The 23,908-nt window shown below is 52.3% G+C and carries 23 protein-coding genes; 3 read left to right on the forward strand and 20 right to left on the reverse strand.

What is annotated here, in order from left to right; translation table 11 throughout:
* Positions 1-5: 5 nt before the first annotated feature.
* A complete protein-coding gene (kdpA, locus tag AC07SI_RS15465) occupies positions 6-1,700 on the reverse strand; it encodes a potassium-transporting ATPase subunit KdpA (protein ID WP_106804759.1) in 1,695 nt (564 codons plus the stop codon).
* 10 nt (positions 1,701-1,710) lie between these two features.
* The gene (gene kdpF, locus AC07SI_RS15470; protein ID WP_003218754.1) at positions 1,711-1,800 is read right to left on the reverse strand and encodes a K(+)-transporting ATPase subunit F; all 90 of its coding nucleotides are present in this window, start codon (positions 1,798-1,800) and stop codon (positions 1,711-1,713) included.
* Between the two features lie 442 nt (positions 1,801-2,242).
* Between kdpF and eat the strand changes: the two genes are divergently transcribed.
* Together eat and AC07SI_RS15480 are read left to right on the forward strand one after the other, a co-directional pair.
* A complete protein-coding gene (gene eat / locus AC07SI_RS15475; RefSeq protein WP_495006009.1) occupies positions 2,243-3,607 on the forward strand; it encodes an ethanolamine permease in 1,365 nt (454 codons plus the stop codon).
* A gap of 111 nt (positions 3,608-3,718) precedes the next feature.
* Entirely contained in the window at positions 3,719-3,886 is a 168-nt protein-coding gene (locus tag AC07SI_RS15480) for a DUF2897 family protein (RefSeq protein WP_012722955.1), read from the forward strand.
* A gap of 9 nt (positions 3,887-3,895) precedes the next feature.
* Here AC07SI_RS15480 and AC07SI_RS15485 read toward each other — a convergent pair whose 3' ends face one another.
* Positions 3,896-4,744 (reverse strand): urea carboxylase-associated family protein, encoded by an 849-nt coding sequence (locus AC07SI_RS15485; RefSeq protein ID WP_495006010.1) that lies wholly within the window; start codon positions 4,742-4,744, stop codon positions 3,896-3,898.
* Between the two features lie 15 nt (positions 4,745-4,759).
* Positions 4,760-5,404 (reverse strand): GntR family transcriptional regulator, encoded by a 645-nt coding sequence (locus AC07SI_RS15490; RefSeq protein ID WP_495006073.1) that lies wholly within the window; start codon positions 5,402-5,404, stop codon positions 4,760-4,762.
* 132 nt (positions 5,405-5,536) lie between these two features.
* Between AC07SI_RS15490 and AC07SI_RS15495 the strand changes: the two genes are divergently transcribed.
* A complete protein-coding gene (locus AC07SI_RS15495) occupies positions 5,537-6,115 on the forward strand; it encodes a TetR/AcrR family transcriptional regulator (RefSeq protein ID WP_495006011.1) in 579 nt (192 codons plus the stop codon).
* 16 nt (positions 6,116-6,131) lie between these two features.
* On the opposite strand, the gene AC07SI_RS15500 is transcribed toward AC07SI_RS15495, so the two are convergent.
* From AC07SI_RS15500 to AC07SI_RS15575, 16 genes are all read right to left on the reverse strand, one after another.
* Positions 6,132-6,464, reverse strand: coding sequence for a ComEA family DNA-binding protein (locus AC07SI_RS15500; protein WP_495006012.1), 333 nt, complete (start codon positions 6,462-6,464; stop codon positions 6,132-6,134).
* A 118-nt stretch (positions 6,465-6,582) separates the two neighbouring features.
* Positions 6,583-7,176 (reverse strand): sugar transferase, encoded by a 594-nt coding sequence (locus tag AC07SI_RS15505; RefSeq protein WP_495006074.1) that lies wholly within the window; start codon positions 7,174-7,176, stop codon positions 6,583-6,585.
* A gap of 8 nt (positions 7,177-7,184) precedes the next feature.
* Positions 7,185-8,414, reverse strand: a complete 1,230-nt coding sequence (locus AC07SI_RS15510; RefSeq protein ID WP_495006013.1) for a glycosyltransferase family 4 protein — start codon at positions 8,412-8,414, stop codon at positions 7,185-7,187.
* A 20-nt stretch (positions 8,415-8,434) separates the two neighbouring features.
* Complete coding sequence (locus tag AC07SI_RS15515) at positions 8,435-10,258, reverse strand: hypothetical protein (RefSeq protein WP_495006014.1); 1,824 nt, start codon at positions 10,256-10,258, stop codon at positions 8,435-8,437.
* A gap of 79 nt (positions 10,259-10,337) precedes the next feature.
* Positions 10,338-11,489 carry an N-acetyl sugar amidotransferase gene (locus AC07SI_RS15520; RefSeq protein WP_201143785.1) on the reverse strand — a complete coding sequence of 384 codons (1,152 nt, stop codon included), beginning with the start codon at positions 11,487-11,489 and terminating at the stop codon, positions 10,338-10,340.
* Positions 11,482-12,762 (reverse strand): hypothetical protein, encoded by a 1,281-nt coding sequence (locus tag AC07SI_RS15525; protein ID WP_495006015.1) that lies wholly within the window; start codon positions 12,760-12,762, stop codon positions 11,482-11,484. Before AC07SI_RS15525 ends, AC07SI_RS15520 begins: the two co-directional genes overlap by 8 nt.
* A 2-nt stretch (positions 12,763-12,764) precedes the next feature.
* On the reverse strand, positions 12,765-13,511 hold the full coding sequence (locus AC07SI_RS15530; protein WP_495006016.1) for an AglZ/HisF2 family acetamidino modification protein: 747 nt from the start codon (positions 13,509-13,511) through the stop codon (positions 12,765-12,767).
* Positions 13,512-14,123 (reverse strand): imidazole glycerol phosphate synthase subunit HisH, encoded by a 612-nt coding sequence (gene hisH / locus AC07SI_RS15535; protein WP_495006017.1) that lies wholly within the window; start codon positions 14,121-14,123, stop codon positions 13,512-13,514.
* Positions 14,120-15,367: a lipopolysaccharide biosynthesis protein gene (locus AC07SI_RS15540; protein ID WP_495006018.1), complete on the reverse strand. Its 1,248-nt coding sequence runs from the start codon at positions 15,365-15,367 to the stop codon at positions 14,120-14,122. The genes hisH and AC07SI_RS15540 overlap by 4 nt, the downstream gene beginning before the upstream one ends.
* Positions 15,368-15,472: 105 nt before the next feature.
* Positions 15,473-16,555, reverse strand: coding sequence for a DegT/DnrJ/EryC1/StrS family aminotransferase (locus AC07SI_RS15545; protein ID WP_495006019.1), 1,083 nt, complete (start codon positions 16,553-16,555; stop codon positions 15,473-15,475).
* Complete coding sequence (locus tag AC07SI_RS15550; protein ID WP_201143779.1) at positions 16,556-17,137, reverse strand: acyltransferase; 582 nt, start codon at positions 17,135-17,137, stop codon at positions 16,556-16,558. It lies immediately after the preceding gene.
* Between the two features lie 361 nt (positions 17,138-17,498).
* Complete coding sequence (wecB, locus tag AC07SI_RS15555) at positions 17,499-18,563, reverse strand: non-hydrolyzing UDP-N-acetylglucosamine 2-epimerase (protein WP_495006020.1); 1,065 nt, start codon at positions 18,561-18,563, stop codon at positions 17,499-17,501.
* A gap of 13 nt (positions 18,564-18,576) precedes the next feature.
* Positions 18,577-19,659, reverse strand: a complete 1,083-nt coding sequence (locus AC07SI_RS15560; protein WP_495006075.1) for a glycosyltransferase family 4 protein — start codon at positions 19,657-19,659, stop codon at positions 18,577-18,579.
* Positions 19,660-19,782: 123 nt separating this feature from the next.
* On the reverse strand, positions 19,783-21,777 hold the full coding sequence (locus tag AC07SI_RS15565; protein WP_495006076.1) for a polysaccharide biosynthesis protein: 1,995 nt from the start codon (positions 21,775-21,777) through the stop codon (positions 19,783-19,785).
* A 125-nt stretch (positions 21,778-21,902) separates the two neighbouring features.
* Positions 21,903-23,081, reverse strand: a complete 1,179-nt coding sequence (locus tag AC07SI_RS15570; protein ID WP_495006021.1) for a DegT/DnrJ/EryC1/StrS family aminotransferase — start codon at positions 23,079-23,081, stop codon at positions 21,903-21,905.
* A 54-nt stretch (positions 23,082-23,135) separates the two neighbouring features.
* Entirely contained in the window at positions 23,136-23,753 is a 618-nt protein-coding gene (locus tag AC07SI_RS15575; RefSeq protein ID WP_495006022.1) for an acetyltransferase, read from the reverse strand.
* Between the last annotated feature and the right edge of the window lie 155 nt (positions 23,754-23,908).

Raw genomic sequence — 23,908 nt, forward strand, 5'->3', positions numbered from 1 at the left:
TCCCCTTAGAAGCCCATGCTCAAGTGTTCAGCGATAGGGCCCAGTGCCAGCGTCGGCAGGAAGGTCAGGCCGCCCACCAGCAAAATGGTCACGGTCAACAGGGTCACGAACAGCGGGCCATGGGTCGGGAAGCTGTTCTGGCCGATCGGTGCGGTCTTCTTCATCGCCAGGCTGCCGGCCAGGGCCAGTACCGGGAGGATGTAGCCGAAGCGGCCGATCAACATGCCCAGGCCCAGCATCAAGTTATGGAACGCGGTGTTGGCGCTGAAGCCGCCAAATGCCGAGCCGTTGTTGGCGCTGGCCGAGGTGTAGGCGTAGAGCAACTGACTGAAACCGTGGGGCCCGGGGTTGCTGATGGCACCGGCCGGACCCGGCAGGCTGGCGGCGATAGCGCCCAGCACAAGCACGCCGACCGGCATCACCAGCAGGGTCACCACCAGCAATTGCACTTCCTTGGCCTGGAGTTTCTTGCCGAGGTATTCCGGAGTACGGCCGATCATCAGGCCGGCCAGGAACACCGCGATCAAGACGTTGAGCAACATGCCGTACATGCCAGCACCGACGCCGCCGAAGATCACTTCGCCGACCATCATGTTGACCAGCGCCACCATCCCACTGAGGGGGTTGAGACTGTCCTGCATGCCGTTGACCGAGCCGTTGGACGCCGCCGTCGTCGTCACCGACCACAGCACGGTACCGGTGGTGCCGAAGCGTGCCTCTTTACCTTCCAGTGGTGCGGTTTGCTCCACGGCCGGGTTGTTGAGGGTTGGGTTAGGCTGGTATTCGGCCCACAGCGAGGTCGCGCCGCCGATGATGAACAACGCCAGCATGCAGCCGAGAATCGCGCGGCTCTGACGCAGGTCCTTCACGTAATGGCCGAAGGTGAAGACCAGCGCCACCGGGATCAGGATGATCGACGCCAACTCGAACAGGTTGGCCCAGGCAGTCGGGTCTTCAAACGGGTGCGCCGAGTTGACGCCGAAGAAGCCGCCACCATTGGTGCCCAATTGCTTGATCGCAATCTGGCTGGCGGCCGGACCCAGGGGGATCACTTGATCCACGCCTTGCATGGTCACGGCATCCACATAATGCGCGAAGGTTTGCGGCACGCCCTGCCACACCAGGAACAATGCCAGCACCAGGCACAGCGGGAGCAGGCCGTAGAGGGTGGCCCGCGTCATATCGACCCAGAAGTTACCCAATGTCTTGGTGGATTTGCGACCGATCCCACGGCACAGAGCGACCAGGACTGCCAAACCGGTGGCCGCACTGACGAAGTTCTGCACGGTCAGGCCCACCATCTGGCTGAGATAACTCAGGGACGCCTCACCGCTGTAGGACTGCCAGTTGGTGTTGGTCATGAAACTGACCGCAGTGTTGAAGGCCAGGGTCCATTCCTGACCCGGCAATTTCTGCGGGTTCAGCGGGAGATAGTCCTGGAACAACAGGATCGCGAACAACAGCAAGAAACCTGCGAGGTTGAACGCGAGCAAGGCCAGCGTGTATTTCTGCCAGCTCTGTTCCTGATGCTCGTCAACGCCCGACAGGCGATAACACGCGCGCTCGACGGGGCCGAACACCGGCGTGAGCCAGGTGCGCTGGCCTTCCATCACCTTGTAGTAGAACCGCCCCAGGAACGGTGCCGGCACCAGCACCACGGCAAAGAAGGCGATGATCAGCCAATAGTCATAACTGTGCATAGCCCTGCTCCTAGTTCCGATCCGCGCGTAACAGCGCAACCAGCAGATAAATGAACAGCGCCACGGCCAATAGCAGTGACACCCCGTCCAGAACGCTCATGGAAGTCTCTCCGTTTAGCGGCGAGTGCCGCGTGTGGGGCAATTGTCGGCAGGAGGGGCGTAAAGGAACGAGAGCGAGGGTGTGGCTGGGGCGTAAAGACGGCGTAAAGAGTGGGTTTATGCGGGGTTTACAGGGGGATTTGTGGGGAATTTGAGGGCCTCATCGCGGGCAAGCCCACTCCCACACTCGACCGCGCTTGATCTGGAAAGACTCGGTCCCCTGTGTTTAAGCAGAAAAAGACACGATCCCCTGCGGGAACGGGCTTGCCCGCGATGGCGGCAGCTCAAGCACCACCGCACTTATCTGGTGCGACACCGGCAAAATTCAAACGCCAAACCATCTCCCACGCGACAGTAACGTGGCTTTACGACAACGATCCTCACGCTGGCATGGCCGCTGCAACACCTTGAATCATTCCAAACGGTTCAGGGAGAGCAACATCATGAACACACAACTCAAACCCACCTTGGGCACCCTGCACTTATGGGGCATCGCGGTCGGGCTGGTGATTTCCGGCGAGTACTTCGGCTGGAGCTATGGCTGGGGTGTTGCCGGGACCCTGGGCTTCCTGGTGACCTCATTGATGGTCGCGGCGATGTACACCTGCTTCATCTTCAGTTTCACCGAGCTGACTACCGCAATTCCTCACGCCGGTGGCCCATTTGCCTACAGCCGTCGTGCCTTTGGTGAGAAAGGCGGATTAATCGCCGGCCTCGCCACCTTGATCGAGTTTGTTTTTGCGCCACCCGCCATCGCCTTGGCCATCGGCGCCTACCTCAACGTACAATTTCCCGCACTCGACCCGAAACACGCCGCCGTCGGCGCCTATATCGTGTTCATGGGCCTGAATATCCTCGGCGTGAAACTCGCCGCCACCTTCGAGCTGGTGGTGTGCGTACTCGCCGTCGCCGAACTGCTGGTGTTCATGGGCGTGGTCGCCCCCGCCTTCAGCTTCAGCAACTTCGCCCTGAACGGCTGGGCCGGTTCCGACACCTTCGGCGCCCCGGCGATTGCCGGGATGTTTGCCGCGATTCCGTTCGCCATCTGGTTCTTCCTCGCCATCGAAGGCGCGGCCATGGCAGCCGAGGAAGCGAAAGATCCGAAGCGCACCATTCCAAAAGCCTACATCAGCGGCATCCTCACCCTGGTGATCCTGGCCATGGGCGTGATGTTCTTTGCGGGCGGCGTGGGCGACTGGCGCACCCTGTCGAACATCAACGATCCGTTGCCGCAGGCGATGAAAACCGTGGTGGGCGACAGCTCCGGCTGGCTGCACATGTTGGTGTGGATCGGCCTGTTTGGTCTGGTCGCCAGTTTCCACGGGATCATCCTCGGCTACTCGCGCCAGTTCTTTGCCCTCGCCCGCGCCGGGTACCTGCCGTCTTTCCTCGCCAAACTGTCGCGCTTTCAGACACCTCACCGGGCAATCATTGCCGGTGGCGTGGTGGGCATCGCCGCAATCTACAGCGACGGCCTGATCAACCTCGGTGGCATGACGCTGACCGCAGCGATGATCACCATGGCCGTGTTCGGCGCCATCGTGATGTACATCATGAGCATGCTCAGCCTGTTCAAATTGCGTAAGACCGAACCGTTGCTGGATCGCACCTTCCGCGCGCCGGGCTACCCGATCGTGCCGGGTATTGCATTGGTGCTGGCGGTGGTCTGCCTGGTGGCCATGGCCTGGTTCAACGCGCTGATCGGCCTGATTTTCCTGGGCTTCATGCTGGCGGGCTTCATCTACTTCCAACTGACCGCGCAGGACCGCGCGGATGCACCGGCGGATGCGATGTTGACCGGGCTCTGATCTACTGGAGGCAGAACGGGCCTACACTGAACTAGTAAGAAAGCCCGTCACTCAAAGCAGTTATTACCGTGGGAAAACTCTCCCACGGCAATCTGCCTCAAGGAGAGCCTTATGCCGTGGTATGCATGGTTGATTTTAGTGGTAGCGATCGGGTCGATCGTCGGTGGGTTGATGATGCTGCGTGACAGCGCCAACAAGGTGGAACTCACCGACGAACAACGCAAGCGCGTCGCCGAGCGCAACGCCCAGGCGGATGCCAAGGACGCGCAGGATCGCTGAACCTTGGGATTACTCCCAAGGCGCCTTGGCAATATGCAAACCGTGCTGCCCCTTGTAGGCAGCACGCTCCGGCTGGCTCCAGCCGTTCAGCAGCTCATCCTCCAGCTTATAGATCTCCACCCCCAGCGGACGGCACACCGTCAGCGGATCCTGTGCCTGCGGGCCCCACATCGGCAGCGATAAATCCCCGCCCGGGCACGTCGACAGCGCACACAGCAAATCAATCTCGGCAAAGAACTCCAGGTAGTCGCCCTTCTGCGCCGGGCACGCCTTCATGAAATACATGTCGTCATGATTCAGGCCCGTACACTGGAAAATATTCAGCACGTCATGCACATCGAACTCCGTAAGACCGTGGGGTAAAACCGCGCGGGTCAGGTTCGAATGGCAATGGTGGTGAAAGTCCTCACCGGTGAGCATGCGGTTGACGTAGGGATCGCATCGCGTACCAAGCAAATCGTGCAGGCGCCCGCCGTGTTCATCGATGCCGTAACTGGCGAGGCTGTCGTCTGTGATTGTCACCAAAGGCCTCAAAAATGGCAGGTTCGACCACAGGCGGTCATGAGTGCTGACATGGGCGCCCTGCAATTGACGAGTGCGCGCCGCCCATAGGCGCTCGCGAGGGTCGTTGGCGTTCCACACGTTGAAGTCGCCGACCTGCGGGCCGACCGGCGTAGTCACTCGAAACACATGCCCGGCCGTTACTTTCCACGCCCTGCCCGTTCGGATCGGCACCTCGAACTGCTCGACCAGCGTGCGCTGGTTCACCTTATCGCGAATCCGCTCATAGAATGCAGTGTCGACCTGCAGTGCTGAACCTTTGCTGACCTGATAAGCGGCCGGATAGTCTTTGTACATGATGCGGATCCTCAATCAGGAGTGGTCGAACAGGGCCAGGGACAGACGCTCCGAATCATCCAGGTAAAGACTCATCGCCTCCCCTGCCGCCGGCTTGTCTCCTCGGGCCAATAAGGAGTAAATCTCGCGATCGCGCTCCAACCAGGGCGACTGGAAACGCTGCTCATCCGGCGCCGCGCAAAACACCAGGCGCAACTGGGCAATCACTTGGGCAAAAAACTCATCGAACAACGGGCTGCGCATCAACCCAACAATCTGCTGATGGAACACCAGGCTGTGGGTCGCCACCGCACGCCAATCCTCGCGTTCGCGGGCCAAGGTGGTGGCGTCGATCGCGTCCTGCATACGTACGGATTGATCCCGGGCAAGCGCACTGCTCTGGGCAATGGCCTGCAACTCCAGGGTGCGACGCACGACAAACAAATCGCGCACCTCATCGCGTTCAAGCCGCCGGACCATCACGCCTTTATTGCGCACGTAACGGGTGAGCCCTTCCTGGCCCAAGCGATGCAGCGCTTCACGAATGGTATTGCGCGATGCGTTGTAGTGCTTCACCAACTCCCCCTCGACCAGCGCAACACCTGGCAACAGCCGCCCACCGATAATGTCGGCGCGCAGTTCGAGGGCAATCTGGTCGGCTAAAGACAGGCTGAGTACCATCAACACCTCACGATTGTTGAACAATCTTTGCTGTAGACGTAATCACGTTTCATGCCAACCCTTCAAACGTGGGGGTAAGTGTGTAAAGCCGTGTGAGATGGTTAAATACCGACCTGACCACGAGGCAGTCCTATGCGCTATTCACCAGACCACAAAGCCCAGACCCGACAGCGCATCATCAAGGAAGCCTCGGTACGCTTTCGCCGCGACGGCATCGGCGCGACCGGACTGCAGCCACTGATGAACGCGCTGAGCCTCACGCACGGCGGGTTTTACGCCCACTTCACGTCCAAGGACGAACTGGTGGAGAAGGCGCTGCAGGCCGCAGGGGCTCAGCTGGATGCCCATTGCGAGATGCTGTTCAGCCAGGAGCGCCCGCTGGAAGCCTTCATTGATAATTATCTGTCGCCGTGGCACCAGACCTCACCCGGAGAAGGATGCCCGCTGCCGACGATGTCGGCCGAACTCGGGCTGAGAGGCCAACCGAGTGCGACGACGGATGCGGTACTCGGAGCAAGGGTCAAGCAGATTGAAACGGCCCTGGGTGACGGGCGCGGCGATGCTGCTGGCCTGATGGTAATGTCGACACTGGTGGGAGCATTGGTGCTGGCCAGGAGTGTCGAAGATTCAGCGTTGGGCTTGCGGATTATGGAAGTCGTGCGAGAAAGCCTGAAGACGCTCCTCCTGGACGATAAAAAGGCCGGTCAATGACCGGCCTCTTTGTGGCTTAGTTGATTACCAACCTGTCGCGATTCTTCTCCATCAGCGCCTTGCCAATCCCCTTCACTTCCAGCAGCTCATCCACCGCCGTAAACGGGCCGTTGCTGTCACGGTAAGCGATGATCGCTTTCGCCTTTGCTGCACCGATGCCAAAGAGGTCGCGACGCAGGGTTTCAGCGTCGGCGGCGTTCAGATTGACCTTGGCGGCTTGCTCGGCATTGATGACTTGAGCAGTGATGGGGGCTGGAGCTTCGGCCTTGATGGACGGGGCTGCAGTAGTGGTGACGGAAAGGGTGGTGAGGAAAGCGAAGATCAGGGAAGTAAGGTAGGTGTTTTGCATTTTGACGCTCCATGACATGCGTAAGAGAAAAAAGCAGCTTTTCCGAAGCTGCCTTTCTAACTTAGGCGATGTCTGGAAAGAGTCAAAAATGGGAAAGTTACAGAGTGTGAATAAGAACTTAGTTTGTATCAGACTTTTTCGATCCGGAGAATTTTGACATCGTCACTTCACCATCAGCACTGATACCCTCTCGAATCAAAACTTTCTTGACGGTCATGAAAAGTATCTTGATATCCAGCCAAACAGAATGGTTATCCACATACCAGACATCCAGTTTAAATTTCTCCTCCCAGCTTAAAGAGTTTCGTCCATTCACCTGCGCCCAGCCGGTAATACCCGGCCTGACGTCATGACGTCGCGCTTGCTCCGCACTATAAAGTGGTAAGTACTCGTTTAATAATGGACGTGGGCCCACCAGGCTCATGTCGCCTTTGAGAACGCTCCAAAGTTCCGGAAGTTCATCCAAGCTACTGGCCCGTAGAAAATGACCAAAGGGTGTCATACGCTCGGCGTCGGGCAACGGGTTACCCGCGGAGTCTGTGGCGTCACGCATGCTGCGAAACTTGACCAGTTCGAAGGGCTTCGCGTTCAAACCGGGACGCGACTGCCGAAACACAACAGGAGCACCAAGATGCTTACGGACTTTCCAAGACGTCCACGCGATGACCGGAGAAAGTAAAATCAACGCCAGTGCGGAAAGGAGAATATCCATCAATCGTTTCAACGACCGGCATCCTCGAACAATAACGCCATATAGTCTTGCGCCAACTTTGGATAGTTCCTGTTAGCCAGCAGCCACTCTCGGCCACGCGCGCCCATTTGCGCACGCTCCTCAGCGCTCTTGGACTTCATTTCCAATATTCCAGCTACCAGCGCCTCGACATCACCGGCAGGCACATAAACCCCACACTCGGCCTCGTTTATCATCGATGGATAACCGCTATAGGATGCAATAACTGGCTTACCAGCAAGCATGTAGTCGATCACTTTGTTGAGGGACTGCCCGTAGTGCCAGACCTTGGATGCATAGACCGAAAAGTACAGCAGATCAGACTTGGCAAGCGCTGACTGGACCCTGTCCCGCGAAATTTTAGGGGCGAAAGTGAGGTTAGCCAAGTGACCGTACTTCGTTTGGTAGTGCTCTTTCAACGCACCGTCGCCAATCATCAAAAACTCGATGTCGGTGTGATCACGCATCAACGCAGCGGCTTCAAAAAAAACCTCCAACGCATTGGTGATACCAATCGTACCGGCATGAACAACCCTAAACTTAGGCGTCGAAAAATACTGTTGCACGTACTCATCTGGCAGCTCTTTGGCTTCGCTCAGATGCTCGTCGCTGACGCCCATGGGGATGCAGAATACTGGACGACTCACGCCCGTCTCAGTACGCACATGCTCTGCAAGGTTAGGCATAGTGCCCACGATCAAATCCGACCTTTTGTAGGCGAGCTTCTCGAGAACAGATAACGCCTTCACGAACAGATTCCCGTTACTGAATCCACCCTCTTCCACAATTGTAAGTGGCCATATATCCCGTACCTCGAAAACCAGGCGACATTTGTATTTACGTTTCAACAACAACCCATTGATGATGGTCAGCAACGAAAGGCTTGAAACAATAATTACGTCCGGGCGCGGCAAGGATTTCTTATTCAGAAAAAACAGATTCCACTCAAAGTGAAACCAACTTAAAATTCGCGTGACGGACTTCGCAACGGAATACTTTAGTGTTTTCAGCCAGATAATCTTTACACCAGAGACCGTCTGCTCTGTGACTCGACGCTCCAAATCAGGTACATCAACCAGATTATTGGAGTCAGAGGTAATGACAACGGTCTCACAGCCGGCCTTGCTCATTTCCTCGATAAGAAACCAGCCGCGCCCACCAGGGCTGGACGCGGTCTTGGGTGAAAAATATTTCGTAATATACCAAATAGTCTTTTTCATCTGAAAGCAATCCAACCTCTTCAGATTTTATAAAGTTTTGGAATCGAATTAACCACTTTTATCACTCTATCGAAATCCATGCCCAGAGCATCCAAATACCATCGAATATTCTGGTACCGTGGCTGGTTTTCATTTTTTACCAGTTCCAGCGCTTTCTCGCGCGTCATCGCGCCTTCGCGAATCTGATTACTCCGAAAAGTGTCATGTTCAGAGAAACCAGCAACGGTGTAATAAATATAATTGTAAAACGCCGCTGTACCATCACCGATGCGCCAAGTGGTGCTGGTATCGACAGCTGTTTCCCAATCATATTGATTAATCAATGTGTCGTCGATGACCTGTTCATCCCAGCACCAGTAATCAAAGATGTGGTAATAGTCTTTTTTCTCGGTAAAACTGCGATAGTACTCGCCGGACAGCGTATCCCAGAGTGACGAGTTGAAGTACCCAGGGCTCTTCAACATTGCTTTGAAACGTAGGCTTTGATACTCGAGCTGTTTCTGCCAGCCGTGCATGTAAACGCGTTTTTCTTCAAAATCCGGTGCAATACCTAAAAAACCGGCCTTAAAATGCGTTACTTCCAGCGGATTGACGCCCCACAGATTCAAACCAACACCTGTTTGTTGCTTCACCGTTTCGACGTGACGGAAAAAATGCTTGTCGCCCGCCGTCAAGATACTGATCATCCCGAGGTGTGGAGATTTAAGCCATGCTTCCAAATTTACGGCAATATTGCGGCGTTTTTTATCAATATCATCAGCAACAATAATGTTCTCGACGCCTAACTCTGCACACATTCTACTGATGTTGCGGCGCCCCAAGTCAGTGACCATGCCCCAATCGTAAGTGTACGTCACTGGATTCATCTCCAGCTCTTTGACAATGAGGTGCAGACCATAACAACTGTCTCGCCCACCCGAAAATGGAACGATACAGTCAAGCGCGCCATTACGACGATAAGGTTCAACCAGCTTGAAAAGCTCTTCTTTTGGCTTTGGAATATTACGTGGCTTGTAGGTATGGCAGTAGTTGCACACACCACTTGCATCGAAAGAGATAAACGGCATCGTTTCAGGAAGGATGCATTTAGTGCAACGACGAATGTCAGGCGTATAGTAAGTCAGTAATTTCTCTTCGGCCTGGTTGTATTTAAAAGGAGGAATGATGTTATGAGAACGCTTATTGTCATCAGCAATGGCAATATTTGTGCACTGTGGTACATCAAGAATAACCGCCTCTTCCCTGACCTGAACAATGTCAGCACAGCCAATTTGAGACAACGGGTAACTTTCCGAAGAGAAACAAGTGCTGTTATTGGTTCGCCCCAAATATAAGCTACCGTTATTTGAAAAAATAATAGCCTTACTCAGACGCGGAATGATTATCGCACAAGCGACAACGCCTTTACACAACGCAAGAACATGACCGGCCAGTCCTTGTAAATCGTCGGCATTCTCTTGTAGATACTGTTCGGTAATGGCAGCAATCACTTCGCTGTCAATTTCAAGCTGTCGCTTGGGTTTTATCTCACTCCAGATTTCCGCATCATTGACGATGATGCCATTATGAAAAACACAGATACCCTCACGTACAACAGGCTGATTATCCGAAAGCCCGTTGGTAATTAGCCGACTGTGGCCTACGACAAGCGTAGCGTTGGCGATAGGCGTACGCTTTAAAAGCTTTACCACGTCGTAGTCAGCCCGAACTACGCTGTAGCGCGCCGTGTCATAGGTCAGCAAACCGCTGGAGTCTTTGCCGCGCTGCATTGCATGTCTTGCCAAATATTCCAGGTCACTTTTGACGACAGCAGATGAAGAGATGAGACCGAATATACCGCACATAATAATAAATCCTGTGTAATCTGAAACCATCAAGGCCTAAACGGCCTTGTGATCGGAATCCTGTTTAACCAATGCCCATTCAGGAATAGACGCTCAAGCGTTTTCCCGTGATGCGAGCCACAAAACTCTGCAACCACTTCAGAACGCGATACCGCCCTTCCCAGTTCGGAAAATCAGTGTAATGATGAATGGGAGCACTCATGAAGCCATCGAACTCGGCACGCGAAATCCTCAATTTTTTACAAAAGTATGAGATGTCCAACTCCAACTGATCGGCGTCGTAAAGAGGTTCATTGAGCTTCTCGAGTGCCGCCTCCCTCGTCATCTGACCCGATACAATCAAACTCGCGTAGTGTGGCCGACGTTTGTCATACCCAAACTTGACCGGCAAGTAATAATTCTGGAACAACTTGGTAAACTGAGACTCACCATGCTTTCGCGCATAGGGTTTATAACCGACGGTCTTCTTCAACTCTTCCAGCGCCAGTTCCTTATCATAAGGCATGTAGTTCAGCGGCCTTACCGTCCGCATCTTTTTGAACAACGGATACCAAATATAATATTGAAAGAAGCTGATAGTTTTGTAGTTTTTAATCTTACTCGTGCCATATTTCTTGTGAATGGCTTTCAAGTTTATCGCGTCCATCGCCGTGCCGTGCCAAGAATCAGGAAACACGCCTTCAGTCGCGAGATTACCACCTGACAAAATGCAATCGATTCCATTTTTTATTGCAAAATGATAGAGACTGGAAAAGAAAATATGATCTTGTGGTACGTCCTGATTGGAAATGCCCGCACGAAGGTAGGATAAATGCAAGTCACGCATCTCTTCCCAATCTACCACGTGGGTATGCAAGTCATAACCGCAGTACTTGACGATAGCTTCAATATTAGCCACGGCCAATTCACTGTTCCATCCTGCGTCCACATGTACCACAAGCGGGCGCAAGCCCCACTCTTTAAGTTTAATAGCTAAATACGAACTATCGACGCCGCCACTGAGCCCCAAAATACAGTCGTATTCCTTACCCTCACCAGAGGCTTTAATCCGCTGGACTATCGCTTGCCACTTCTCCTTCCCTTCTTCACCAGGAAACCAGCTTGTCTTGGCGACACGTTCGAATTTCAGACAATGATTGCACACGCCTTCAGCGTTAAACTCAATCTGCTCATCTGACGTATCCATTACACATTTAGTGCAGATCTTGTATTCAGCGCTTTTTTCAAACATAACTATTGTCCTGGTTTTTCCTGGCGCAGACCATGAGTCCGATAAGCAACCCGATACCCGATGACAGCAAGGCGGTAGTCGCAGCCTGTTCTATTATTAGAACAGAGTAAGAGAAGCCTATATAAATAAAAATTGGATTATTCTTTCTGACATAAGCAGAATCTAAAATAAAAAACACCGCAGAAACCAAGAAAATCGTCAACAGGTAGAGAACAACCCCACCAGAGCCAAGTGCATACATAAATGCATTCGTATTGGCATTCAGACCTTCAAAGCCTAGATAATCCTCCCCCACCACAAAGCTAATCGGCTTACTCTCATGTATCCCCGTCAACGCCGACCAATTCATCGACTCTGAACTCATAAATTCGAAAAATGAGGCGTTCACCCAGGAAGGAACTGTAAATGTTCTCCGCAAAAAATAATCTGCTACGTAAGAATAGCTTGTTGTGGCATATTCAAAAACAAACACTACAAATGCTAAAATTAGCAGTAGGTATATGTAGCCGAGGAAGAATTCAATCCTTCGACTCCGCGCTGCATAACCCAGCAGTGCGGCAACCGTGATAAATAGTATAGGTGCCTTGACGCCGAGAAGATAATAAAAAGCCAACCAACATAAAAATGGAACAACTATCAACCATGTCTTTCTCTTCCAGCATGCCCAAAAAGCGACTAATGGAGCAAAGCCATTAATAATCGCGGTGCTAAAGTAAGAGAAGAAAGACCCCGAGACAAATATTTCGCGGCCTTCCAATCGCCGATCATACGATGTAGACAAGTCAAAACCGGCAGAAGGCGTTGGATTCAGAAGTACCATAACGACCCCCACTACAATCAAAACACATAAGAGCAGTATGACACTGCTTTGACTGACAAATCCCGGAAAGCGAAAAACAGGCAGTCTCAACAGGATCACTTTAACAAGCAATAAAGGAAAAAATAAAACCACAAAGTAAATCGCAAAACTTTCGACCCCAAGCTCACCCCTTATCGAATATAATAGCGAATAAGGAAGCAGTACAAAAAACCCGTAGAAAAAACAAAAAAAATCTGAAGGTTTATTTATTTTAACAGGCACCATCATTGCAACAAGCAAAAACCCTATTGCAAAACAAATTACAAAACTGACATCCAACGAAATGGGAACATAGCCTACATAAGCATTCGCCCCCTGCAGCTGCACAACATAAGAGAGCATTATAAAAAAAGCGACTGTCAGCAACAGCAGCGAACGTCGCAAGTTCTTTTTAACTCCCTGGCGGCTATTCATTATTACAGCCGAATGTCTGTCGGATAATTTATTAACACTGCGCGATGTTTCCCATGAAAAACAAACATACTTCCCGCCGCGACGCCAGACACCTTACCTTCACGGATAGCGTATGACAAGTCATCCATTGAGCCAGCACCGCCGCAAATCACTACAGGAACATTAACATTGCCGGTGATATTGAGTATGGGTTTTAAATCATAGCCAATCATGGTCCCATCACGATCAACATTATTTATAAATATCTCACCGGCACCGGCGGCAACCAAATCACCTATGTGATCATCAAGGCTTCGCTTGACATCGACGGTCGCTGACTTCACGCACACCTTGTAGGCGCCAAACAAGTTCTTTCTTATATCAACCGCACCGACAATAGCTTGACTACCAAACACATCGGCAGCTTCACGTATAATATTACTGGACTCTGCAGCCGCTGTATTGATGACAACTTTCTCGATACCAAGCCGGATGAGCTGTCTGATCTGGGCAAGCGTCTTTACCCCACCGCCGTAGGCCATGGGCATAAATGCTTCACCGGCCATTTCTTCAATCAATTGATAGTTGATATCGCCGCCATTTTTTGAAACATCTATATCCAACACGACAATTTCATCTGCTTCCTTGTCGCTGAATATTCTCACTGCATTGACAGGATCACCAATATAAACGGCGTCCTTGAATTTTTTAGTTTTGACTAACCCGTTCCCCCGAATCAGCAGGCAAGGAATAATGCGCGCGCGATGCATTTAAAGACCTCGGGCAAAAGAGTTCAGCAATTGTTTACCGAAACGATGGCTTTTTTCTGGGTGGAATTGTACACCTGCAATATTACCCCTGCAGACCCCAGCAGCAAATTCAATGCCATATTTAGCGCTTAGCATAATATCCTCTGGATCGTGAGGCTCCATATAGTAGCTATGCACAAAATAAAAACGCGCGTCTTCCTCCATATTCTGAAGTAACGGATTCGCACTATTATCTGCCCATACCTCATTCCACCCCATGTGCGGTACACGCAGGCCGTCCATATCAGGAAACTTATTCACTTGCATATCCAGCCAACCCAAACCCGATTCCTCACCCTCGGCACTTTTGGCACCCAACATCTGCGCACCTACACAAATGCCCAGGAGGGGTGTCTTTTGGCGCAGTACCTTTTCCTCCAAAACGGGCACCAGGCCACTCTCGCGCAGATTTTTCATGCATGCATCGAAGGAGCCGTTCCCCGGCAGAATGATCTTGTGGGCCTGCTCGATCTCCTGCGCGCTTGAAGTCACCACGGAGCGGATCCCCAAACGCATCAACATGTTAGACACGGCGGCGATATTACCAATGTCATAGTCAACGATGGCGATCATTTTTTTGCCCCTAAGCTAAAGCGATAGGACATGATTATATAGACGACGTAAAGCAAGGCATACCCAGCGCTATAAAATTTCAGCGCACTCTCGTAATGAGTGGGTGCTGTCAAACATAAAAACGTCATTGTTAATAGCGCTATCTGCCAACACAGATCCACGTGCTGCCTTCCCGCGATGTACACCATGTAGCTCAATGGGCTTGCAATGAAGGCCAACGCGAAATAGGGCAACATCCATATTGCAATAGTACCTGAAAAGCGCCACTGCTCTCCGAAAGCAATAACGAATAGCGTTTCACTCAGAAAGAACATCGCAACGACAAACACAATCGAACCACCTGATAACACCTTGAATGTCTGAAGGTAGATATCGCGACACTCGCCATACTCACGATAACGAGTGGCAGCATGGCGCTTGAAGACATCAAGTACGGACTTGCCCAGCAACCCCAATGGTGCCCCGAGGATACGGAGGGTCATTGCAAGCAGACCCGCCACTTCAGCACCAAAACGACTAGCGACAATGATGATCGGTAATTGCGCGGCGGCCGTGTTGATTGCATCGGCAGGTAGAGAAAGCAAGGGAAACCGACGCTGCCTGTACCAAAAGTGTTTAACCGATTGGAAGTTTCTATATTCAACCGGTAGCTTTCCGAGCGGCATCAGCGTAGTACATAAGGCACATGCAATTATACCTCCCACTAAATACCCAAGCGCTAACACAGATGCACTCGGTTGAAAAAACCCAATGATAATTTGTGAAACCGTTATGGCACCGGCATTGGCAATCCTGATGGTCGTGAGCTTTCTATAGGCCCCCTCTGCCGCCGCCCAGGATTGCCAGGCCTGAACAATGGCAATGGTCAACGCCGTGGGCAGAGCACAAAGCAATAGCGGGAGGGCTATTTTTTGCAGCATTGCAGGAAACACGATCGACGCAATCAACAACAGAACCAAGAGGGATAATGACGCGATACCAGCAGCCAGCAGCGTTGATACAAACGCCAACCTTCGAGGATCACCATCAGCCTCAATAGCCAGCGAAGTTTCAAATCTTCCGGTGATGATGACACTAATGAAAACAACTACACCCAACCACGACGCATACACACCAAATTCACCAGGCGAGAATATCCTCGCGAGAACTAGCGCGCCGAGGATTGGAATGGCTTGAGCCACTGCCGACCCGGTCAGTACGGAGGCAATGCTCTTCCAGTAGTTGTTCCTGATATTCACCCTCATTATAAGAAATTCACCACGTCACTCTCACCTACCTGAATCATATGAAGACCAATAATTTTCATTGACGAATTATCGTCACGCCTCACACGCGTTGACCCACAGCCCTCAACCCGTGGCAACTTCGACAATTCTTTCTTGATCTTCCGCACTCAAATAGGGCCCCATCGGCAAACTTATGACTTGCTCTGCAAGCCGATCACCCACGGGTAAATGCACACTATGATCAGCTACCGCAGGCTGTTTGTTGAGCGGTATTGGATAGTGAATCGCAGTGGGAATTTCAGCCGCCTTGAGCTTCTCTTGCAAATGGTCACGCGCGTCAACGCACACTGTATATTGAGCCCAAGCGCTGCTATTGAAAGGCTCTATATAAGGTGTCATGAATGCACCACTGGCAGCGAATAGCTCGTCGTATCTCTTTGCAACGCGGTCACGCATCGCCAGCTCTTCTACAAAAATCTCGAGTTTCGGAAGTAAGATAGCCGCCTGCAACGTATCCAGCCGGCTGTTGACGCCCACACGAACATGATGGTAGCGCCGGTCTTGACCGTGCCTCGATATTTGCCTGATTATCAGCGCCAGGGTTTCATCATTGGTAAAGATCGCTCCGCCATCCCCATAGCAGCCCAACGGCTTACTTGGAAAGAAACTGGTGCATGCAATGGTACTCAAGTTGCACGAACGCCGCCCCTTATAGACGGCACCAAAGCTCTGCGCAGCATCTTCGATTACCGGGATGCCATATTTTTCCGCGATACTATTAATCTCGTCAAAGTCGGCGCATTGACCATAAAGAGAAACAGGAATAATTGCCTTTGTACGAGGAGTGATTGCCGCTTCAAGTTGCTTGGGATCTAGATTGTAAGTCTTGGGATCAACGTCTATGTAGATCGGCTTGGCACCCAATAATGCTGTCGTCTCAGCCGTTGCAATATAGGTGAACCCGGGGATAATAACTTCGTCTCCTTGACCAACGCCCAAGGCCATCAGCGCAATCTGCAGGGCGTCTGTTCCATTGGCACAGGTAATGCAAAACCTTGCGCCTACAAACTCCGCGAGCTTGCCTTCAAGCTCAACGACCTCGGGCCCAAGTATATATTGCCCATGCGCGAGAACCCGTTGGATACCCGCATCGATCTTGTCTTTTATCCGCGCTTGCTGAGACTTCAAATCAATGAATTCAATCATTTAAATTCCCACGTGCCTTAATTGATTACCAGACAATACATAGCTCACATTCGTATGCTGACAGCGAGCCACGGCTTCGCCGCTCAACGGCAGATCGAGCCGCTCTCCATACTCACTCATCCAGCCAATTTGCTGCGCAGGAACACCAACCATCAGTGCATATGCCGGCACATCTTTATTGACGACAGCACCTGCGCCGACAAAGGCAAATTCACCAATCGTTACACCACAGACAATCGTGCAATTCGCACCCAGCGTTGCGCCTTTTTTAACAAGCGTATTACGGTATTCATTTTTACGCTCAACAAACGAGCGCGGATTATAGACATTTGTGAACACCATGCTGGGACCGCAAAAAACACCGTCTTCCAATGTCACGTTGTCATATACAGAAACATTATTCTGAATCTTGCACTTATCGCCGATAATTACACTGTTACCCACGAATACATTTTGACCCAGCGATACGTTTTCGCCGATAACAGCCCCCGCACAGACATGCACAAAATGCCAAACGCGCGATCCACGACCAATTTTGGCACCATCATCTATGACAGCACTTGGGTGAGCGGTATATTCCATCGTCTTACTCAATAAATAGTCATCAATAACACGGAAAATTTAGGATAGCGCCTCAGTAACCCGTCTTCCACCGTCCGTTCTAAAGCGGTTATCTGACAGCGGGACCTGCAAGCCCCTGCAAACACATGCTGATTAGATAAATAAGATGCCTAAGGTACAGGATTCGCGGCCCCATGGAAAATGCGCGCTGGGCTCAAGAGCACGCCGCTTCTTCAGGAAATCCAACGAGGCGTGCCCGATTTCGTACACGGGGGGACACTCACCGGGTTCGCGAGACGTCCAGCACGCCTCAGAAGCCGAACGTCTCGCGAACGCTTGCGGGGGGAATCAGCATTGCGCTCAACAAGGCAACGCCAACCTTTCAAGACTTCGCGAGGTACTCCGCGATTCTGAAGGATGCTGTCCCTCCACCGTAAAGCTGATCGCTGTCGGTCACGACCCTGTTAAGGTGGCTGGAAACGGCGTGGACGATGGCTTCCTCATTTGCACTCACCAACACGTTGGCACCCAGGTCGACAAGCTCGACCCATTCTGTTTGCTCACGTACCGTGACACATGCTTTATTGAAGAAAAACGCTTCCTTTTGGACACCACCGCTATCTGTGAGTACCAGGCCCGCCCGTTGTAGAAGCCAGATCATTTCCAGGTAGCCAACTGGATCAATCAAACTCACTTCCAGCGTCAAACCAGCCTTTTGAATGGCAGCCCGTGTACGCGGATGCAACGGCATCACTACCGGCGCAATGGTTCGATGCACGGCATTCAACGCGGTGACAAGGGCGGTAAGTCTCTCAGGGTCATCGGTATTTTCTGCCCTGTGCAAGGTCGCAAGTACGAAGCCGCTACTGTGTGTGAAGTTTTTTGGCGAGCAGGCTCGTTGCGCAAAAAACAGCGCGCTGTCCTGCATAACGTCACCTACATTCAATACGTGGACGGGCTTGTTGGAGAACCCCTCCCGCGCCAGATTGTCGACAGCAGTCTGCGTCGGGCAAAATAATATATCGCTTACCTGATCGGTAACAATCCTGTTTATTTCTTCGGGCATGCGCATATTATAACTGCGCAATCCCGCCTCAATATGCGCAACGGGCACATGGAGCTTTGCAGCAACCAAGGCACCTGCCAACGTCGAATTGGTATCGCCATAAACCAAGACCCGATCAGGTTTTTCCTTAATCATGGCTTGCTCGATCTCGATCATCATTCGCCCGGTCATTTCACCATGCGAACCGCCATGGATATCCAATTGATAGTCAGGCCGCGGGATACCCAACTGCTCAAAAAAGATATCAGACATGTTCGAGTCGAAGTGCTGCCCCGTGTGTACGACAACCTCGTCCAACTCCGAGCGTTGCGCAATTGCCATTGAAACCACGCTGGCTTTGATAAACTGTGGGCGCGCACCAATAATAGTAAAAATTTTCAACTGTCACCCCACGCTAGAATTTTTCATAAAACTCGATCAACTTTTTACTTTCAACATCCCAATTATAACGTGTATAAACCGCCTGCTGGCCGTTCCGCCCCATCTGTTTGGCGCGTTCAGGGTTATTGATGAGATAATCAATTCCGTCAGCGACAGCCTGTGGATTCAACGGATCGACACACACGCCGCAGTCACTGCCTTCTATGAGATCCCGCCATAACGGAAAATTTGAGGCAATGACGGGAATGCCCGAGGACATGTATTCGAACATTTTATTAGGCTGCGCATCTATGTGGTTCGGAAGCGGATGAAACGTGACCAGCCCCGCGACTGAGCGCCCCAGCACCTCTCGCACTTCACTTCTGCCTAGCTGCCCGCAGGCGTTGACAGATGTCCAGCCCGCGAGTTTTTTTACTTCCGTTTCGACCGCACTCTCGGAAAATTCGCCGACCAGATTGAGGCGCACGGCACTTTTTATTAACGACAAGGACTTGATGACTTCGCTTATTCCGCGGATGGAAGCAATGCCGCCTACATAGCAGACTTCATGCTGTTTGTTTTCCCACGGAACTTCAGCATCAAGCTCACCAATCATCGGATAATTATTGATGTCAAGCACTACCGAATTCATCGTGAGAAACTTATCACGGATAAAGGGTGTCGCCGTGACAATGCCGTCGAGCTTCGAACAGACATAACGCTCGTAAATGGAAAAAACACCTGATATCAATCGTCGAAACACAGGATGAAGGTAAGGTTTGCTGAGCAATTGCCTTGGAACATCTTCGTGCGAGTCAAAGATGACGATTTTACCTTGTCTTTTTAACTTCAGGCCAATCGGCAACAACTCCGGGTCATGCAGATGATATATATCGGCATTGATGTCCAATGCTTTTTTAAAGACATTGCGAGTCGTGCGAAAGATTCGATTCAAACGCCCTGGAAGTAACCCCGCATCAACGATGCGTACAGCCTCGATACATTCATCTCCCTTGCCATCAGCAACAATCAAGGAGACATCGTATCCGTGTTCTGCCAACGTCCTGCATTCCTTTCGAAAAATGCGTATGTCGTATCGCGGATGCGCCGAGGTCACATGAGCTACTTTTAACAAATTACCTCCAGGTAATTGTAGTGATTTACTAAAGTTTAAACCGTGGTTACGCGCCTAGTCGCCAGGAGCCGTCAATCCCTAATGGGAAATGCACGGGAGGCACGCCTAGGGTTCGAGACGGCGCTGCAGGTAGATCCAATCAACGATTTCACCGTCAGGGGCATAACCACTGACAGTGTCACGCAGCAACTGCCTGACACGGGAGTAGTCATCCTGATCCACAGCGGCGATGAGTTCCACCAGCTTGGACTTCAGAACTTCCCAGTCCAGATGATCTTCATTGGCACTCATGATCATGGGGTGCTGCGTCGCAACGACGTTATCGCCGATCAGCAGCTCTTCGTACAGCTTTTCTCCTGGGCGCAATCCTGTGAACTCAATAGCAATATCCCCTTGGGGATTTTTTTCGGATCGCACACTCAGGCCTGACAGGTGAATCATCTTTTCGGCCAGCTCGACAATCCTGACCGGCTCGCCCATATCAAGAACAAAAACGTCTCCGCCCTGCCCCATGGACCCCGCCTGGATTACCAACTGCGCAGCCTCGGGAATTGTCATGAAATAACGAGTGATTTTCGGATGGGTGACGGTGAGCGGCCCCCCGGACTTAATTTGCCGATGGAACAAGGGAATGACGGATCCAGAGGACCCCAGGACATTGCCAAACCGAACCATGGTGAAGCGGGTTTTATTGACACGGGAAATATTCGACTTCTCGCCGAACAACACAGGTGCAATTTCGCGACTGAGGCCCTGAAGCGTCAACTCCGCAAGTCTTTTAGTACTTCCCATCACATTGGTTGGGCGCACCGCTTTATCTGTGGAAATCAGTACGAAATTGGAAACACCGGCCTGCAGTGCTGCTTGAGCGGTATTGAGTGTCCCCATGACGTTGTTCAATACGCCTTCAGCTATGTTGTGCTCGACCATAGGCACGTGTTTATAAGCCGCCGCGTGATATACCGTGTCTACGCGCCAGGTTTTCATAACATCAAGGAGCTTACCTTGATTGCGCACTGAGCCCAGTATCGGCAGCAGTCGAACCGGCAAGGACTCGTGGCTGATACGTTGCTCCAGTTCCGACAGTATGGTGTAAAGATTGAATTCGCTGTGATCGAACAACAACACCGTGGTTGGCTGCAACGACAGTATCTGGCGGCATAATTCGGAACCAATCGATCCCCCTGCGCCGGTCACCATGACGCTTTTGCCTTTGATACAGCGCTCAAGCAACTCGCTCTGAGCGGGGACGGGATCTCGCCCCAGCAGGTCGGCAATGTCAACTTCCTGAATGTCGTCGACCTTCACTCGCCCACTCGCGAGGTCCATGAAACCAGGTACGCTGCGCACGTGCAGCGGAAACCCCTCGAGGAATCCGAGAATTTCCCGGCGGCGCGCACGGTTGGATGACGGGATCGCGAGGAGAATCTCTTGCGCACCGGTTAAATCGATCATTCGCTGGATATTTTTTGGCTTATAAACCATCAAGCCAGAGATCACTCGGTCAGAAATGCCGACATCATCATCGATAAACGCGACCGGACGCATCAAACGGCCCATACGCAGTGCAGCGACCAATTGGTTTCCGGCCGCGCCGGCACCGTAGATGGCCACGCGGGGAAGGCCATCTTCACGATTTGTAAAAGGCACATGCTGAGATGCTTCGAACCAATCCCCGAGAAAGTATTGGCGCATGGCAAGTCTTAGCCCGCCAATCATGATGAGGCTTAGCCACCAATAATTGAAAATGATGGAGCGTGGCACCACACTTTGTTGAGTGCCGTACCAGTAAACAATAATTCCCAGAATCAAGGATGACAGGCTCACGGCCTTTATGATCGCGATCAGGGCGTCGTTACCGAAATAACGCATGACTGCTCGGTACATCCCAAACCGGATAAACAGTGGAATGGCGACCAAGGGAGCGCTGAAGAACAACCAGGGATGCGAGATGATCGGGTTGGCAATATCGTCAATACCCAGCCGTACCAAAAACGACATCCAAAGCGCTATCCAGACCAGCACGACGTCTGTAGTCACTTGAATCAGACGTTTCTGATGGCGTGGCAACGCCAGCAGCAACGTTCTTAATCTCCCCATAACCCCTTCGAACACCTTTTGCTGCTCCTGCAACCTACATCATTGACGGTACGTGCCAATGGACTACGCACCATTATGTGTCTTCAAACTTGAACCGAGAATGCGGCCTATAAGAGAAGCAAGGCTCAGGCGCCTGTCGCCGCCTCGATTACCTTTTTCAATACAGCGCAGGTCTTATCTATTTCCGCCGAGCTGAGCGTGGGATGAACCAGAAACATCAAACTGGTTTCACCGAGTACCTTTGCGACAGGTAGGCGTTCAGCAGGCCGCCAGCCTGTACCATCGAAAGCTTTCTCAAGGTACACCTCTGAGCAGGAGCCAGAAAAACACGGCACGCCGAGCGCAGCCATTTCCGATAGGATTCGATCACGACTCCAGTCGGGTCGAAGTTGTGCAGGTTCAATGAAAACATAGCATTTATAGGCAGCGTGAACGTAATCCGACGGTACAACAGGAACTCGCACCCCTTTCAAACCCGCTGCACACTCCCAGATGCGTTGCGCATTAGCTACGCGACGCTCGCGCCAGGCAGGCATCCGTCGTAGCTGGATTCGCCCCACGACGCCTTGGACCTCCAGCATGCGCCAGTTGGTCCCGAACCCCTCATGCACCCATCGAAACCCCGGTGGGTGCTCGCGCTCATAAACGGCCTCCCAGCTCTTGCCATGATCTTTGAACGCCCACATTGCCAGCCAAAGTTTACGGTCACTGGTAGTGACCATGCCACCCTCGCCTCCCGTGGTCATGATTTTGTCCTGGCAGAACGACCATGCGCCAATGTCGCCAATAGAGCCGACAGCACGCCCTTTGTAGGTAGCACCATGAGCTTGGGCGCAGTCCTCAATCACTTTCAGGCCATGTTGTTGAGCCAGCGCCATGATGGGGTCCATATCGCACGGCCAGCCGGCGAGGTGTACGCAAACGACCGCACGTGTTCGAGGAGTCAATACCGCCTCGATGGTCTGAGCCGTGATGTTCTGCGAGTCCGGATCCACGTCAGCGAACACAGGGATGGCCCCCGCGTTGACGATGCTGGAAACCGAAGCAAGGAAGGTCCGCGACGTGACAATCACCTCATCTCCGGCCCCAATGCCCAGGGCCTGCAACGCCAGATCCAACGCCACGGTGCCGTTAGCAAGTGCGATTGCATATTCAGTCCCCACCCAGGCGGCAAACTCTTTCTCGAACTCCCGGCACTCGGTGCCGGTCCAGTAGTTGACTTTATTCGAGAGAATCACGTCTCGTACGGCGTCAGCCTCTTCTACGGTAAAAGAAGGCCAGGGGGAGAAAGAAGTATTCAGCACAACGCAGCACCTATGAAATCCGAAAAAGTTAAGACGCTGTACGTGCGCCCCCATTTACAAGGCCTTTGCAGGCACTCCGACCACGGTGAGTGAGTCAGTGATGTCGCTCACCACTACAGAGCCAGCACCGACAATTACTTTTTGACCAATCTGTATCGATTGTTTCACGCTCGCGCCGATACCAACCCAACTCAGATCACCCACCTGAACACCACCGGCGAGTCTGGCGCCAGGGCTTATGTGAGTAAAGTTTCCCAACTGACAGTCATGATCAACACTGCATCCGGTGTTAAGGATAGTCCCTCGACCCACCCGCGCATCCACATTTATCACGACGCCCGCGAACACGACTGAGCCGGCACCAACCAATGCACGAGGGCTGATCACTGCCGAAGGGTGTACCAAGGTAGCCAACTGCGCTCCCGCCGCCTCCAAGGCCTCTACTTTAGCAAGGCGCACGCTGTTGTTTCCGATCGCAACTATGACCGCATCAAACTCCCCGACTCTACTTAGCAGCGAGGCCGTGTCACCGGTGATCGGCCAATAGCCATTTAGCGTGCGCGCGGGCCAGTCATCTGCGAAGAACTCTATGCACTGCCAACCACAAGACTCGGCAGTGTCAGCCACTACCTTTCCATGCCCCCCCGCTCCCAAAATGGCTAGCCGCTTCAATGCGCGCCTCCTTTCCGATTTGATAGCCTGATTTCGCTGTCCCTTGTGCCTCGAAAGGCAACGACGGCACAACCGCAAATAATGCGCTCAGGCCTCTCCGGAACGTATCCGATAAGTGAAAAATCACGATCAGAAAACATAAGCCATACCTGATA

Source organism: Pseudomonas sp. GW821-FHT05D12, assembly GCF_059419825.1.

What these genes read in the sequence shown, in the direction of transcription:
- kdpA (WP_106804759.1), bottom strand. Translation starts at nt 1,700, where the DNA reads ATGCACAGTTATGACTATTGGCTGATCATCGCCTTCTTTGCCGTGGTG.
- kdpF (WP_003218754.1), bottom strand. Translation starts at nt 1,800, where the DNA reads ATGAGCGTTCTGGACGGGGTGTCACTGCTATTGGCCGTGGCGCTGTTC.
- eat (WP_495006009.1), top strand. Translation starts at nt 2,243, where the DNA reads ATGAACACACAACTCAAACCCACCTTGGGCACCCTGCACTTATGGGGC.
- AC07SI_RS15480 (WP_012722955.1), top strand. Translation starts at nt 3,719, where the DNA reads ATGCCGTGGTATGCATGGTTGATTTTAGTGGTAGCGATCGGGTCGATC.
- AC07SI_RS15485 (WP_495006010.1), bottom strand. Translation starts at nt 4,744, where the DNA reads ATGTACAAAGACTATCCGGCCGCTTATCAGGTCAGCAAAGGTTCAGCA.
- AC07SI_RS15490 (WP_495006073.1), bottom strand. Translation starts at nt 5,404, where the DNA reads ATGGTACTCAGCCTGTCTTTAGCCGACCAGATTGCCCTCGAACTGCGC.
- AC07SI_RS15495 (WP_495006011.1), top strand. Translation starts at nt 5,537, where the DNA reads ATGCGCTATTCACCAGACCACAAAGCCCAGACCCGACAGCGCATCATC.
- AC07SI_RS15500 (WP_495006012.1), bottom strand. Translation starts at nt 6,464, where the DNA reads ATGCAAAACACCTACCTTACTTCCCTGATCTTCGCTTTCCTCACCACC.
- AC07SI_RS15505 (WP_495006074.1), bottom strand. Translation starts at nt 7,176, where the DNA reads ATGGATATTCTCCTTTCCGCACTGGCGTTGATTTTACTTTCTCCGGTC.
- AC07SI_RS15510 (WP_495006013.1), bottom strand. Translation starts at nt 8,414, where the DNA reads ATGAAAAAGACTATTTGGTATATTACGAAATATTTTTCACCCAAGACC.
- AC07SI_RS15515 (WP_495006014.1), bottom strand. Translation starts at nt 10,258, where the DNA reads ATGTGCGGTATATTCGGTCTCATCTCTTCATCTGCTGTCGTCAAAAGT.
- AC07SI_RS15520 (WP_201143785.1), bottom strand. Translation starts at nt 11,489, where the DNA reads ATGTTTGAAAAAAGCGCTGAATACAAGATCTGCACTAAATGTGTAATG.
- AC07SI_RS15525 (WP_495006015.1), bottom strand. Translation starts at nt 12,762, where the DNA reads ATGAATAGCCGCCAGGGAGTTAAAAAGAACTTGCGACGTTCGCTGCTG.
- AC07SI_RS15530 (WP_495006016.1), bottom strand. Translation starts at nt 13,511, where the DNA reads ATGCATCGCGCGCGCATTATTCCTTGCCTGCTGATTCGGGGGAACGGG.
- hisH (WP_495006017.1), bottom strand. Translation starts at nt 14,123, where the DNA reads ATGATCGCCATCGTTGACTATGACATTGGTAATATCGCCGCCGTGTCT.
- AC07SI_RS15540 (WP_495006018.1), bottom strand. Translation starts at nt 15,367, where the DNA reads ATGAGGGTGAATATCAGGAACAACTACTGGAAGAGCATTGCCTCCGTA.
- AC07SI_RS15545 (WP_495006019.1), bottom strand. Translation starts at nt 16,555, where the DNA reads ATGATTGAATTCATTGATTTGAAGTCTCAGCAAGCGCGGATAAAAGAC.
- AC07SI_RS15550 (WP_201143779.1), bottom strand. Translation starts at nt 17,137, where the DNA reads ATGGAATATACCGCTCACCCAAGTGCTGTCATAGATGATGGTGCCAAA.
- AC07SI_RS15565 (WP_495006076.1), bottom strand. Translation starts at nt 21,777, where the DNA reads ATGGGGAGATTAAGAACGTTGCTGCTGGCGTTGCCACGCCATCAGAAA.